This window comes from Caballeronia udeis, assembly GCF_044909315.1.
GTDB lineage: Bacteria > Pseudomonadota > Gammaproteobacteria > Burkholderiales > Burkholderiaceae > Caballeronia > Caballeronia udeis_A.
On the sequence record NZ_JBIYEB010000003.1, the window covers coordinates 74,096 to 89,206 of the forward strand.

Here is a 15,111-nt window from a genome sequence, read left to right on the forward strand (position 1 = left end):
TCCAAATTTTATGGAAATTACGGTTCCATTTGGGAACAAGATCTATATAATGAACAGATGCCACGCTAACGTCAAGATTGCTATCGATGCCTCATGCGCTCTGCAGGAAGGTTCTGGGGTGAATGAGCCTTAATTCGACTGACACTTGGAAGAGCGAGGGCGCAAACATTGGAATGCATCCGGGTAAACGTTCTCCAGCGCGTTTGGGTCGGGTTCATCGCCAACTCGTTCTTCGGTCGGTGCGTGAGACCATACGGACAAGCGGACCGCGAGGCGGCGACGGTGGTGTTATGCCCGATTGAATGAATCTGGAGGAGGATCCAGCGACCGTCGTGACGCAGGCATCGAGTATTACGTCAATGCGCACGTTCTGGCGTCGACGTGATCCAGTTGTTCGTTCGCCTTTTTTCACGCAGGAACATCGTTCGGATCGGCTGTCTGCGTAGGCCTGTCGACCCTGAGAACAACTTCGGCCTCTGGTGTCATGAGTTGTAAATCCGCATACTAAATTTACGCCCTAGGAACTACGCACACGTTATCGGGATAACCCTTCACGGATTGTGCGAAGGAGCGGAACTCCTTGGGTACTACCTACGAAGTGGAAAAGGGAACGTCGACCGACCGATAGGCAGAGCCGAGCTTACAGGAGGAGGCAATGGAAAAGGTTAAAAGGTCCCTGCGATTCATGGTGGAAAAATGGCTGATGACGGTTCCTTCACAGTCGGTTCGGGTGAAACGGGGAAGTCGCGCACGCTCGAATCAGAGGCGCTATGTCTACGTCGAGGCATTGCAACTGGCAGACAGCTTTGCAATCTATTTATTCCGTCATGGCGACGGTACATGGGATGTGTTCCCGCCTGATGCCGAACGCCCGGCAATGAGTATGTTGATGTGCGGCGCGATTGGGATATTTGCGCATGTGACCGACCGCCGGTCGCGTCTATGACTAAGAAGGGGTTCGCTGTGTTTAACGAATCAAACCAACGACCTTGCGAGTACGAGCGAGATCTGGACGCGTGGACATGTGCTTGCTACGACGCAGCCGTCGCAAGGGACTTTATCCGATCGCCGTACCACCCCGACGCCACGACCGTAAAACGCCTTCAAGACTACTTCCACGCCGGGCTGTTGCCTGCGGAAGCCACTGAAGCATGCTTCGGGCGAAAACAATGAAAAGGCGCTGCCTTATCGTATCGTTGTTCGAGCACACCCTACTTTGCGAAAGACAAACAACGAGCTAAATAATGTACTGAATTTTCAACTCATGAACCCAGGAAAGAAATGAATTCCCCCGTAGGTAATAGAAGCCAGCTTGGAAGAACAGATGTCCGTGTTTCCTCACTCGGTATCGGCGGCGGTAGCCTTTCCAATGCCATCGGCGATGGTGGGTTTCGAGAAGTGGTGGACGAGGCGTGGAAGCAAGGATTGCGATACTTTGATACGGCGCCCCTGTATGCGAATGGTTTGAGCGAGCAACGATTCGGAGAGGCGCTCGTGGCGCGCAGCCGTACGGAGTTTGTGCTGTCGAGCAAAACGGGTCGCTGGAACAGCGACGGCGGCAATCACTTCGATTATAGCTACGAAGGCACGATGCGATCAGTCGAGGAGAGTCTGGCTCGCTTGCATATGGACTACATTGATGTGGTGTGCATTCACGATGTCATTCCGGCTCTGCACGGTGAGGCGTTCGAATCTCGTTTTGGTGAGGCCATGTCAGGTGCGTATCGCGCTCTCGAAGAACTGAAGCAGCAAAAGGTGGTCAGGGCGATCGGGGCAGCGTTACGCGAACCGGATGTGTGTGAACGGTTCGCCAGAGAGGGGAACTTCGACTGTTTCATGTTGGCGGGCGGGCACACACTACTGCAACACGGCGCCATGTCGTCGTTCCTACCGCTATGCGTTGAGCGCCACATCTCCGTCATCGTCGCATCTCCTTTCAATACTGGCATTCTTGCGACCGGCGTGTGTGAAGGAGCCCGCTATGAATATCGCCCTGCAGAGGAGACTCCCGGGATTGTTGAGCGTGTGCGTCAGCTCGAGGAAATTGGCCGGATCCATGATGTGCCGCTTGCGGTCGCTGCACTGCAATTTCCTCTCCGTTGCAGTGCTGTCGTTTCTGTCGTCGCGGGACATCAAAGTGCAGAGGAACTCCGTCGGAACTTGAGATGCATGGAGACAACAATACCCGACGGGTACTGGCGTGATTTGAAGGCGGCGGGCCTGATTCCCGTGGCAGCTTAGATTTCCGACTTCTTTTTGATTTTTCTGTAGATGATGTTTGTGAAAGGAAAAACAATGAGCAACCCTCCAAAGGGACTGTTGGCAATCTGGAATGATTTCGATCCGGGCCGCTTGCTTGAGTATGAGCATTGGCACACGCTTGAGCACGTTCCAGAGCGCGTGTGGGTGCCAGGAATGGTTTGCGGCCGCCGATACCGAGCGGTGGGACAAAGCGTGCCACGGTACCTCACCCTGTATGAACTCGAGGCGCTCGACGTTCTAGAGAGGGCAGAATACGTAGACCTTGTCGTCAGGCCAACGCCATGGTCCGCTTCGATGCGCCCATCGTTTTCGAATTTTCAGCGTCAGCCGTGCGAGATCCTGGCTGATAGTGGTGTTGGGAACGGTGGCAAGCTGGCAGTAATAAGGACGAATTGCGCAACGTCGCTGAGTCCGGCGGCATTGCGCTCATTTGCGGATAACCTTTTGGCACGCCCGAGCGACCAATGTGTGGTGCGCGTTCGGGTCGGCCAAGTAACATCGAGAGGTCCGCAAGCACTTGTAAATCACGCAATGATCGCAGAGGGAATCGAATATCTCTGGGCGATCGAAAGCGTGGAATCGGCTTCGGCGGATCTGGAAGTCGGATTTGAGGAGGCTGGCAAGCAGGCTGGTGTTGATGCTCGTATCCATTACGTCGGAGTCTTTGAGTTTCTGACGCAGATCGACCATATGTCGGTGAAAGCGGAGAACCGACCGCCACCGAGGCTGGACCTGATGAAGCAGTTTGCGGGATGATTTGACTAAGGGTGTGGCGCATTTGAGCGCTGGTGTCGCGAGGATGGGCAACTGCCCACGGATCTTCTTGACAGTCTTACGAGTAGCCCGATACCATGTTCCCATATGTGAACACGGGGTGCGAAATCATGGAAGAAAATGCTAGCGAGGTCGTTAAATCTGCCGATCGAACACTTGATCTCATCGAGTTGCTTGCGTCCTGGGGGCGGGAAATGTCTCATACCGAGATTGCCGAATCGCTGAGCATCCCCAAGAGCAGTCTGACTAAATTGCTCAGGAATCTAACGGTGAGGGAATACGTAAGGTTTGTGCCGGAGACGAAGGGCTACCGGTTGGGAGACGCGATCCTCAAACTTGCGCAACAGTCGAACCAGTTGCGTAGTTTGGTGGAATGCGCGCAACCCGTGCTTGATGAAATCACCGCTCAGACGCTGGAATCATGTGCGCTCAACCAGTTAAGAGGCGACAAGACGGAGGTGGTGGCGACCATAACCAGTCCGCAAATACTGGTTTCTCATCTTCGCCTCGGTGATCTGGCACCGCTATACGCCGTGTCGGGAGGGAAATGTATCCTGGCCTTTATGCCCGATTCGATGCGGCAGGAGTATCTCTCGAACGTGAAGCTGGAAAAGTTCACCCCGCGTACGATTACCAGTAAAAAGGCTCTAGCGGCCGAGTTAGAAGAGGTTCGTCGTACGGGAGCAGCGACTTCATTTGAAGAGTACACGGCGGGGATTGTTGGTGTCGGCGTACCCATCCTGTCAGCCGCAGGCTTCCCTTTGGGGTCGCTCAATGTCGCGATTCCGACGGTCAGATACGGACCATCAGTCTATTCGAAGGCAGTAGCGATCCTGCAGTCTTCGGCCGAGCGCATCCGTCGACAGTTCTCGTCATCATAATGCACGTTCGCAGCAAGCTACAGGGTCTGTTTTATTTTAAATAGTGCATATGCACAGATAGATGTGAGACATCTACAGGGCTCAGTTCGATGCATCAGGACGGCGTTAGGGATTGTCTGTTATTGTTCCGCAGGACGAATTAGAGTATATTTGTGAACAGATGAAAATACCTCTTGGCACGCGCAACAACTGCGGCCGCAAGAGAGGCCTACAGGTTACGTTTTTGCTAACGAGATGTAATTTAGGAGAACGATATGAATCTCGGAAGATCGATTGAAACTGCGCGTGTTGTCGAATTTTCCTTCTCGGGAGACCCAGTTGACCGGGTGTTGAGTTCGGTCGATCCAGCAGACGAAGTTTTCGTCGTCGAACGGTGGGACCCAAAGTCTCGACGTCCAGACGTTTCGTATATTGGCTTCGCGAATAAAATCGAAAAGGTCGAGAAAAGCAGCACGCGTGACAGTGATCTGGACGAGTTCGATATGCTCCGGAAGATCCTCGACAGCAAGCGCATCGAAGCTCAAAGCGGCACGGCCGGTTTGTCAGGAGGAGTATTTGCTTTCTACTCGTATGAGAGCCTGACCAAAGCGTCAAATGAAGGGGCGGGACCACGAGCGATGTTGATGCAGCCTATGCATATGCTGGTTTTCGATCATAAAAGGTTGAAAGCGTACGCGGTGATCGTTGACGCATCGCAAACGAGTGAACAGGGGGCAGACGAAATCGTCGAGCGGCTCAAGTCGATGTGTTTTTCGCAAAGCACCGGTCAGGAAAAAGGTGGTTTGGAAGAGCCTATCTGGACACCCACGGTAACTGAAGCTGAGTTCGGAAAATTTGCTGCGAGAGCCATTGAGCGCATGAACCACGAGCCGGAACTGGACGGCGTGGTGTTGTCGGTACAGTGTAAGACGACCACCGATATTCCTCCTGTTGCAAGCTATCGGTGGCTACGACGCATAAATCCATCGACATATATGTTCCTCGCTACCTCTACTGGGTTCTCGGTCTGGGGCGCGACCTCGCTTACTCTGGCCCGTCTGAAGGGTGGTAAGTTGACTGTTGAGACCGATGGCGCTACCCGGCCAATAGAGAAAACAGCGGACGGGTCACCGTTTGTCTGGATACCAAACGTCAAGGAAGTCGACGAGTACGAGGTCGTCTTGAACGCCCTAGTCGACGATCTGAGACCAATCGTTGACGCAGACAGTCTCCACTTTACGGCTGAACTCGAACAGCGACGATTCTTCGACCTTCTGCATCTGTTTGCTGAAGCCGAAGCAGAAGTCAAACATGATGTCGGACCCGTGGACGTCATGCGCGCGCTCAGCCCCCACGGAGCAGCGGTCGGGTTCACGAGGAAACGCGCCCTTGAGACTATTCGGGAATTCGAACCGGTCGCACGCGGACCTTTTAGTGGCTCGATGGGTTTCTTTGGCTTCGATGGATCGCTTGAATCATCGACGGTCACTCGGTCCATGTGGAATACCGGCGACGCTTCGTTTGTTCACGCCGGTGCAAAGGTTGTCTCGGCCTCCGATCCCGCAGCCGAGTATCGTGAATGTATTTTGAAAACGAAAGCGCTACGCGACTGCGCACGTCTGGCGCTCGTTGATGGCACGACGCAACTCGCAAATTGACAGAAGGCACGATCCACTGCTGCTAGGCGGGGACCAAACACGGGCCGGTGATGGGGGAGACAAATGAGTCTGTTCGATTGGACGATTATCGGTGTATACCTTTTGGCCGTCTGCCTTATAGGATGGTGCGCGATGCTACGTGTTCGGAACGTCTCCGACTATTTCACTGGCGGAAGTCGCATTCCGTGGTGGCTCGCAGGTGTGTCTCACCACATGGCGGGATACAGCGCAGTTGTATTCGTGGCGTATGCCGCTGTTGCGTATCAATACGGTGTGGCCATTTATTTTTGGTGGGCACTAACTGTCGCTTTTGGTACAGCCGTGGGCGCGATGCTGTTTGCTCCCAAGTGGGCGAATCTCGTACTGCGCCGTCGATTTGTCTCTCCTCTTGAGTTTGTTCGCATCCGGTACAACATCCAAACGCAACAACTATTTGGTTGGGTCGGCGCAATCCTGAAAATATTCGGAACCGGAGCAAAATGGGCAGCGATTGGCAGTCTCTTTCACTTCTACACTGGTTTCTCAGAAGTCTACGTCATCCTGATCGTAGGCTGCGTTACGCTGCTCTACTGCACGATCGGTGGCTTGTGGGCAGATTCATTAACAGGGCTCTGGCAATTCTTAGTCCAACTCATTGCCGGTCTCGCGATGGCCGTCTTCGTGTTCGCATACCTTTCGCGCCATGGGTCGCCGCTCGCCGTGATCGGGACATTGCCGCGGTCGCACTTCGAACCTTTTGTCGGTCCATATAGCGCAATCTTTTTTGTCAGCTATCTGTTGATCAACACGCTTAACTACAGCGGTGGCGGAAATTGGGATCTGGCACAGCGGTTCATGTCGACACCATCTGTACGTTCGTCGCGTAGAGCGGGACTGCTTTCCTCGACGTTGTACGCCTTCTGGCCTGTTGTCCTTTTCTTCCCGATGGTCGTGGCTCCGCTGATTGTTCCGAGTCTGGGGGACCCGCAAAAGGCCTATGCGGCATTGACAGTGAAGCTACTACCTCACGGGTTCCTCGGGCTGGTTATTGCGAGTTTCCTTGCGCACACGATGGCCTTCACAGCCTCCGATGCGAACGCTATTTCTGCGGTGATCACCAGAGATATTCTTCCGCCTCTGTTGCCGGAATCGAAAAAGGCTTTAGCGGATCATGTCCAGACTGCCCGCTTTGTGACCTTTATATATACGGCCTTGAGCATTCTGATTGCGATCAATGCGCGATCTTTCGGAGGCGTTCTAGGGTTGATTGTGGTGTGGTTCGAAGCGCTCATTGGAACAATCGCAGTTCCACTTTTGTTCGGTTTGCTGCCGGCATTCCGCCGCAGCGGTTCAGCTTCTGCGACTCTATCGTGTGCCACCGGTATAGTCGCTTTTGTAGCGGTCAAATACGTTATCCCGCAACCAGTCGCTTGGATAGTGGCAACACCCGTGCTCGTGACCGCCATTATTTACGTTATTCATGGGCTAATCTTTCCAAGCGTGGATGCGGCGGCAAAAGCTTTCCTGTTCGACCTTTTATCAGAGGTGACAGTGGAGCATAGCGAGAATACCAGTATTGGTGACGCTCGGGCCTAGCTTGAGGACGATGTGACTACCGCGTTCTTGCCGACAGGATGCCGCCATTTCGTATTGTCTGCGTGGGTATAGGCTAGTCCGTGTCGTGAGTCGAAAGACCTTGCACGCTTCACCATTTTGGGTACCTGAATCACCCCACCGCGTTCATTCCACTTCGATTTCACCTGCTGGACCGGAGGGCCGCTTTTGTACACCTGTCGTTTTGAAAACAATCTAAATGGAACTGCTATAGCACTTTCCGATCTTCGCGAACGCGTGAGCGTTGATAGACGTGAGGATCTACCAGGCGCATTCGCGGCAATCGAGGAGTGCCGGGCACGCGGCCTCTGGGTAGCATTGATGCTCGAGTACGAATTAGGCGAGTGGCTTGTCCCCGGCTTTCCCTCCACCGCCGAAACAGTGGCGTCAAAACCACGGCTAAATGCACTTGCCTTCGGTAAATGTACAAGGGAAAAGGCATGGGAAGGTCAGTCTGAATCTCGCTTTACTGCATCCGCCATCAAGCTGCCAATCGAGCTTGGCGACTATGTTGATAATGTATGGCGCATCCAACGAGACATCAAGGCAGGCAACTTCTACCAGGTAAACTACACTTTCCCCATTGATTTCCACGTTGATGGACACCCTAAGGATATCTATCGTTTCCTTTCTACCCGACATCGCACGTCGTATTCCGCATTTGTCCAGGACGAGAATCGATATATCCTGTCCTTTTCCCCGGAATTGTTTCTAAGGCGAAAGGGCAACATTCTGACGACTCGACCGATGAAGGGTACCGCACCGCGCCACGTGGATCCCGAGATTGATGCGCGCTATGCGCAGCGATTACGCCGTAGCGAAAAAGATCGGGCCGAAAATCTGATGATTGTTGATCTACTACGGAACGATCTCGGGATCATCGCAACAACCGGTTCCGTGCGGATCCATTACCGGTGCTCCAAAACTGGCGGCGATGCGTCATATCAAAGACTTCGAAGTTGCGCGAAGAGGGATCTACTCCGGCAGTGTGGGCTGGTTAGCGCCTTCGGGAGATTTTGAACTGAACGTCGCGATAAGAACGCTTGCTATTGATCGTAGCGGATGCGGGATCTACGGCGTCGGCGGGGGGCATCGTCATAGACTCCGACGCAAACGAAGAATGGGAAGAATGCAAATGGAAGGCCCGGATCGTTGACGCGTTGGATACGGCAGTCCGGGTGGCTTAGTGTGCATGCGGAGGCAGCCGTGCCACGCGCCTTTACGGCAACAAATCTCAGCAATGTACGATCAATAACGGGATCTGTCACCGCTTGTAACTGGTGGAAAGGTCTGGGCACAGCTTCGCTCATCGCGTCGACCACTGGTAACTGGATCTGAATCGCCCGCCCAGTCAGGCCCGTCGCCATCCGATACAGCACCGCCTGTATATCGGCCGCCGCTGTACACCGGCACGGCACGTGCGCGCCACGATCTAAGAGGATTCCAGCGCTTCTCCCGAAATTCGAAGGTGACTTACATCTGGCCGATGGTCATCGTATCTTGCTCTTGCAAGGCCGTGATAGATGCACCCATTGGCATGCTCCTTTCGAAAGGCGGGTGCCTGGATCTTTCGTTTTACCCGAAGGGCATACTCTACTGACCTTCCAGTATCTACGGCTTAAGATGGCTTTAGCGCATCCTTTGCTGCCCATTTTCGCCACAACGTATGTTCGTTGAAGCTTTCCCGGGAACATGTGGAGCGCCGAAGGTCCCCCGTTGACAGGTACTTGGACCACAGATTCCGCCCCCTCGCTCGAGTCGAACGGCCACGCATCCCTCGGCAATCCGGCTTAGCTTCAAGATGCTCGGATCCCCTGATCGACCGCGTCGCCGTTGCCGTTCTTCCGTTCGCAGTGCTGATTGGAAACGACAACCACAACCTAACTTGAGCAGCCTGTTTTGTGTGTGCGTCGCATTGGGGTTTATACTATAGTTTCTATACGAGATTTAGTTCATAATTAGGAACATGAAATCGACGCTAGGCTTACGAGAAATAGCTCGCTCGTTTTGGTTTCGCCGAGTTGGTCGTTGCACCGCGATTCGAACCTCGCAGGTTTACGGGGATCTGTATTCATATTGCGCTTGCTGCGTGTGAAGCCGGTGCAGCAGAAATCGAGGATAGTGACGTCAAACGACCTGTCCCGTCACACTTTGGACGAATAGCTGGATTTTTCGCTTAGCAGTCTAGGACTGCAAGACTGCCATGAATCAACACATGTGGCACGCACGCAGATCACCTTCTGCCGCTCGGCCGCAACAATCTCGGCCTGGACGCTGTAGATATGGAGGGGCGATTATGTATGCATAACTAACAAACTCATGACACTGGCGTAGCATTGTGGATGCAACATTTATCTTATGAAACATACGAGTGACCTACACATTGACTTACTGGCGGGATTGCTCCTCGTGACACGGCATGGTGATTACCGTGCGCCCACTGTCGCACGCTTCTCAGTGCGATCGCGACGATGTGTGTCGAGAAATCCGTCTTGCACCTACAAGTGATCATCATCAGGGGAACAAAGTGGACATTGAAATAATCGATCGCCTTTCGATCCGCGAAGCAGTAGAAAATTGGGTTGTTTGGCGCGATGCTGGCGACTGGGAGCGATTTCGCAGCGTCTGGAGCGACGATGGCATGATGATCGCAACCTGGTTTCAAGGAACCGCTGACGAGTTCATCCGCGTTAGCAAAGAAGGCTGGAACCGTGGCGTCAGCATCCTGCACTTCTTGGGAGGGACGTCCATAGACCTGACCGGGAAGCGCGCTATTGCGCAAACGAAGATGACTATCTCGCAGCGTGCGGCAGTCGATGGGGTTGTGTGCGATATCATCTGCACTGGCCGCTTCTATGACTTCTTCGAGAAGTGCGAAAGGGGCTGGAAGGTAGTTCATCGTCAGCCAATTTACGAGAAAGACCGCATCGACGCGGTTGTACCTGGTAAGGGGCCAGAGCTGGACCCGGAAATTCTCGGCTTGTTCCCCCAGGGTTACCGCCATCTCGCATACGCGCAGACGAAGATTGGATACACCGTGAAGCGTGACATGCCAGGCCTCAAGGGTCCGGAAGTTGAAGCGCTGTATGAGATGGGTCGCGCATGGCTTAACGGTGATGCGCTCATCCGTTGATGGCGCCAGGGAAAACTTCATCTATAGCAGCACGGCGGCACGCATCGTTTTAGTTCGGAACGTTTCGCACACGCTCCAGAGGAAACCAGGCGGCATCGGAAGTCATATAGCCAGCCTGAGCCTCGCGGCAAGAGGCGCATACGTCTCAGTAGACCGATCGTTCTCACGCACAACCTCGCGTGCGCGCTTACCCGGGCGATGCGCAGCCATTCTCAGGTCATCGAAGCCTGAGAACCCCAGAATGAAACCATCGTCGTAGGCGACTGGACTAGTACAAGGAAGAGGATGATCGAAGCGCTTCGCAATGCCGCGGTAAATCCCGATCCGTTGCAACGATGGAGGTACAAGGATGCGGTCGGAATGGCCGAACTCAGACGAGACCTTGGTGCTTCTCTGAAAGCCACCCCAACGGAAGAGGGCGGGGCTGCTTGTCTGCCTTAGCCGGCATTGGGTGACGACATCGGTGAGGCGGCTACAGGTCGCTTTCCTGCCGTTCACACACCGATAGCCGCGAATGTCAGGTCTCACTTTCAGCGAATGCGTCGTCCCGACCCGTTCCGGTTCTTCAACCGGAGCTACCGAATGTCACAACCGTGATGGAAAGCAGTCGTTCTGAGTCAATTTTGCGGGTTGGACACAATTCGATATCGCGGATCCGACACCACTCCATCCTTGCATTCGACGAACCTTTCAGCGATGGCGAGTCGTCGCCAGCCGGTGTCCAGTTGCATATCGTTCAGCGGAGTTCAATTCTGTCGTGGGACCGCGATAGACGAGAAGGTCACCTCAGCGAGACACCAAGTCGAGGCTTCGTCGGTTGGTCTTCGGACCAAACACGCCGATGGTCACCATCACGATGATCATGACGGCCGTGATCAGCGTGAAGACGCCGGACGTGCCAAAACTGCGAAGCGTGAAAGCGATGAAAAAGCCGGAAAACATCGCGGACAACCTCGACAAAGAATAGACAAAGCCTACTGCGCGAGCTCGGATACGGGTGGGATAGAGTTCGGCCTGATACGCGTGATAGCCCGCGGACAGCAGCGTATTGCAGAGCGTCAGCAGCACGCCGAGCGTGATCAGAAGCACACCGGACTGAACGACCGCACACAACCCGCCGAACAGTGCAACGCCCGCAGCCGACAACACAATCAAGGTCTTGCGTTCTATCCGGTCCGCAATGGCGAGACCAATCAGTGGTCCGACAGGATTGGCGAATGCAATGATGAACGAGTACAGCAGACTGTGTGTCACCGTGATGCCCTTCGCTACCAGCAATGTCGGCACCCACGAAGCGAAGCCATAGAAGCCGATTGACTGGATCAGGTGAAACGTCAGCAGGACAAGTGTTCTTCTAAGGTATGGCGGCTGCCAGATCTCGCAGAAACGGGCCGGTTTCTGCACGGATTCGATGTGGGCGCCAAACGCGTTTCCGTAGTCGTTCATCTGTACGCCAATTTTCGCTTCGAGCACATCGAGAATCTGTCCAGCCTCGGCATACCTCCCATGCTGCGCGAGCCAACGGGGACTTTCCGGAACCCGACGACGAATCGCCCAGACGGCGATCGCACCCAACGCGCCGAGTGCAGCGGTCAAACGCCAGCTCTCGATGCCGCCAACGGGATGCTGTTCGAACCACCACGCGAAAAACGCGACCGAGGGAACGGCCGTGTACTGCACGAGGTGGACGAACGCGAATGCCCTTCCACGAAAGTGCGCCGGGACCAACTCACTTACATAGGTATCGATCACAACGAGTTCAACGCCAACACCGATTCCCGCGATGAGCCGCCAGAGGTTGATCGCCTGCGCGGAATCCTGAAACGCCATGACAAGCGTCGCCACCGAATACCACAGCAATGAAGCTGTAAATACAGTCCTGCGTCCGAACCGATCGGCAAGACCGGTCAATAGAAATGTGCCGATGAACAAGCCTGCAAACGATGCCGCGACGAACGCGCCCAGCCCGCTGAAACCGAAAAATGACGCCGTGGTCACGGAATACATCCCACTCTTGACCAGACCCGGTCCGACGTATGCGGTCATGAAAAGGTCGTAAAACTCGAACCAGCCTCCGATCGAAACCAGCAGCACCAGCATCCATACGGGCCGCGTGGCAGGAAGCTGATCGAGACGCTGGTTGATCTGCGAAGCAGATTCGGACGCATGACCGGAGCTCACCTGAGCGTCCGCCACTGTCTGAGACGATATTGCATGCATCAATGCTCCTCCTGGCGCTTTGACATGGCGCCGAGTTCAGGGTGATCGTCACCCGGATCTGGTTTTGTAAGTACAGTCGCGCGACGACGGCAACGCGTCGAGCCGGCTTCTGCTTTAACGATTCGTCGGATTACGCTGGAGCGATGCGCGATTCGCTGTTTATCGCTGCGCCCTGATCCGGACCGAGGCTTTCGATCCACCCCCCCCAGCCAAGCAGTTCAGCATCTCCATTCCACTTGCCTACCAACTGGATACCGAGTGGCAAACCATGACTGGACCGCCCGAAGGGAATATGCAGACATGGCCAGCCGAGTACCGACCAGGCCACGTTGAATGCGGCGGAACCCGTAGTTGCAAGTCCCAGCGGTGCTTCACCCGGCACGCTGGGCGTGAGAATCAGATCGGCATCGCCAAAGTGCATGTTCCACGCATCTCTGAGCGAGGACTGGAGGTCCTTCATCCCACGATATTGGCTGCGTGAGATCGCAAGGCCGCGCCGGACACAAGTCAGCAATTCCTCACTGAGCCCGCTGTGTGCCACGCTCACGACTGGCGCCAGGCTGCGTGCGAACTCGTACTCCATGATGGTTCGATGTGCTTCCGCCAGCATTGTGAATTCACGTGGAAAGGCAGTCTGGGTGCAGGTTGCGCCGTGATCTGTCAGCGCACGTTCGGCCACCACAAGTACCTCTCTCGCGTCCGCATCCAGAGCATGCAGCGACGTGCCGCATATCACCGCGACCCGCGGACGTCTCGTCGGCGCTTGCAACACGCGCTCGTCGGACAGCAGCACGTCAGCAATAGCACCAATGTCGGTGACAGACGTCCCGTACCATCCGATCACATCCAGCGATTCACACGACACCTTCATGCCGTCTCGCGGCACAGCGCCGAACGAAGGTTTGAAACCCGTCACGCCGCAGAATGCCGCTGGCCGGATGATGGAACCGCCTGTCTGCGTGCCGATAGCCACGGGCACCATGCCGGCGGCGACCGCTGCAGCCGAGCCGCTGGAAGAGCCACCCGGCGTACGCCGGAGGTCGTGGGGATTACGGGTCGGTCCCGGGTGTTTATAGGCAAATTCGGCCGTGACGGTCTTACCGATCGGCACGGCTCCCGCGCCACGCAACATGCCTACGCATGCAGCATCGAACTCCTCGGCGCGCCGCGCGGAAAGTCGCGCACCAAACGCGGTTGGCATGCCGGCAACATGTAGCACGTCCTTGACACCGATGGGCACCCCGGCGAGCGGTGCGGTTGTATCTACTGCACTTGCTGCTTCAATTATGTTTGGACGTGGTGCGACGCAAACCCACGCGCGTATTTGCGAATCCAGTGCGTCGATCGACGACAACGACTGGCGAACAAAGGAGTCTCTCGGTCTCTCTTTTCGTCGAATCTGTCCGACTATCTCGCTCACGTCTGGCCGTCGGATTTCACCTTCCATGTTCCGTTCCTAGGTTATGTCGCACCACCTCTTGTGATGCTGTCTCGGAGCGTATATAACGCATTATTCATAGTCCAATTCATAATTAACAGACGTTTATGTCACAATCTGAATTAATAGGGACTCGCGTGGACGCGAAACTGGTCGCAACATTCTGCGTAGTGGCCGAGGAATTGCATTTCGCTCGGGCGGCAGAGCGCCTTTTCATGAGCCAGCCGGCACTGAGCCACCAGATCAGGCGGCTCGAGGAAGCAGTCGATGCGGAGTTGTTCATCCGCACCACGCGTTCTGTTCAACTCACTCCGGCAGGCGTCGTGATGCTCGAACACGCGCGGGAGCTTCTGAGGGACATGGAGCGCATGGTGCGCCGTGTCGGGCAAGCGGCGCGCGGAGAAACGGGTACGCTATCGGTCGGACTGACACCTACAGCGGCATGCTCTCCGCTCGCGGAGGCGCTACATCGGTATCGGCTGGCGAACCCAGGAATTGAACTAGACCTGCATGAACTGAACTCCGTCGAGATGCAGGGTGCATTGAGACTGAGAACGATCGACGTCGCGTTGATGCGGCCCACCGCATTGGACGCAGACATGCGTGTCGAAGTGATCTATCGTGAGCCGATGTATGTGGCGATGCGATCTGATCATCCGTTGACGACAAAATCCAGCGTCGATTTGGCAGATATCGGTAACTATCCGCTCGTCGGCTACCGAGCCGATGCCTCGCCTTACTTCCGGCGTCTCATTAACTCGGCCTTTTCGATTGCCCGCGTAGTCCCGTCGTTTCTTCAGGATAGCGTATTGCCGACGTTGCTGACGCTAGTCGAAGCAGGTGTCGGCCTTGGCGTCGTACCGGAGTCGATCATCAGCGCGCGCGGCGGCAATCTGGTCTATCGCAAGTTGCCGCAGCGCGAAGAATTGACCGCAAAGATCGTGGTGACCGAATGCCAGGCGAATCTGAATCCGGCAGTACGACCGTTCATCCTTTCCATTGCAAATCCGACACTACAAGGCGACATCCAGGAAGAACGCGCGAGTTGAATAATTAGGTGTTGCGCCGATTTCAAACGAATTTTCAGTGTCGCGGTCGGCAGGGTTGGAACTCGCCTTGCGATTCGTCCGTCGGGCGCGGCTCGACTATTCCAGTGTGCGTTACCCAAACGTC

At 55.1% G+C, this 15,111-nt stretch carries 10 protein-coding genes and 1 pseudogene; 9 read left to right on the forward strand and 2 right to left on the reverse strand.

Annotated features, from left to right (window positions below; all coding sequences use genetic code 11):
• Window positions 1–655 precede the first annotated feature (655 nt).
• The 8 genes and pseudogenes from ABH944_RS05515 to ABH944_RS05550 all read left to right on the forward strand — a co-directional run bounded on the left by ABH944_RS05515 (window position 656) and on the right by ABH944_RS05550 (window position 10,280).
• Complete coding sequence (locus ABH944_RS05515) at window positions 656–946, forward strand: hypothetical protein (protein WP_404605276.1); 291 nt, start codon at window positions 656–658, stop codon at window positions 944–946.
• A gap of 335 nt (window positions 947–1,281) precedes the next feature.
• Complete coding sequence (locus tag ABH944_RS05520; RefSeq protein ID WP_404605274.1) at window positions 1,282–2,241, forward strand: aldo/keto reductase; 960 nt, start codon at window positions 1,282–1,284, stop codon at window positions 2,239–2,241.
• A 54-nt stretch (window positions 2,242–2,295) separates the two neighbouring features.
• Window positions 2,296–3,018, forward strand: a complete 723-nt coding sequence (locus ABH944_RS05525) for a hypothetical protein (RefSeq protein WP_404605273.1) — start codon at window positions 2,296–2,298, stop codon at window positions 3,016–3,018.
• Window positions 3,019–3,146: 128 nt separating this feature from the next.
• Window positions 3,147–3,917 carry an IclR family transcriptional regulator gene (locus ABH944_RS05530; protein ID WP_404605271.1) on the forward strand — a complete coding sequence of 257 codons (771 nt, stop codon included), beginning with the start codon at window positions 3,147–3,149 and terminating at the stop codon, window positions 3,915–3,917.
• A 254-nt stretch (window positions 3,918–4,171) separates the two neighbouring features.
• A complete protein-coding gene (locus ABH944_RS05535) occupies window positions 4,172–5,554 on the forward strand; it encodes a chorismate-binding protein (RefSeq protein ID WP_404605269.1) in 1,383 nt (460 codons plus the stop codon).
• Between the two features lie 63 nt (window positions 5,555–5,617).
• Window positions 5,618–7,129, forward strand: coding sequence for a sodium:solute symporter family transporter (locus ABH944_RS05540; RefSeq protein WP_404605267.1), 1,512 nt, complete (start codon window positions 5,618–5,620; stop codon window positions 7,127–7,129).
• A 186-nt stretch (window positions 7,130–7,315) separates the two neighbouring features.
• Window positions 7,316–8,334 (forward strand): annotated as a pseudogene (locus tag ABH944_RS05545) (chorismate-binding protein).
• Window positions 8,335–9,566: 1,232 nt separating this feature from the next.
• Entirely contained in the window at window positions 9,567–10,280 is a 714-nt protein-coding gene (locus ABH944_RS05550; RefSeq protein ID WP_404659314.1) for a nuclear transport factor 2 family protein, read from the forward strand.
• Between the two features lie 786 nt (window positions 10,281–11,066).
• Here ABH944_RS05550 and ABH944_RS05555 read toward each other — a convergent pair.
• Window positions 11,067–12,500 carry an MFS transporter gene (locus ABH944_RS05555; protein WP_404605263.1) on the reverse strand — a complete coding sequence of 478 codons (1,434 nt, stop codon included), beginning with the start codon at window positions 12,498–12,500 and terminating at the stop codon, window positions 11,067–11,069.
• 130 nt (window positions 12,501–12,630) lie between these two features.
• Window positions 12,631–13,947 (reverse strand): amidase, encoded by a 1,317-nt coding sequence (locus ABH944_RS05560; protein ID WP_404605261.1) that lies wholly within the window; start codon window positions 13,945–13,947, stop codon window positions 12,631–12,633.
• Window positions 13,948–14,075: 128 nt separating this feature from the next.
• Between ABH944_RS05560 and ABH944_RS05565 the strand changes: the two genes are divergently transcribed.
• Window positions 14,076–14,987 (forward strand): LysR family transcriptional regulator, encoded by a 912-nt coding sequence (locus ABH944_RS05565; RefSeq protein ID WP_404605260.1) that lies wholly within the window; start codon window positions 14,076–14,078, stop codon window positions 14,985–14,987.
• The last annotated feature ends 124 nt before the right edge of the window (window positions 14,988–15,111 follow it).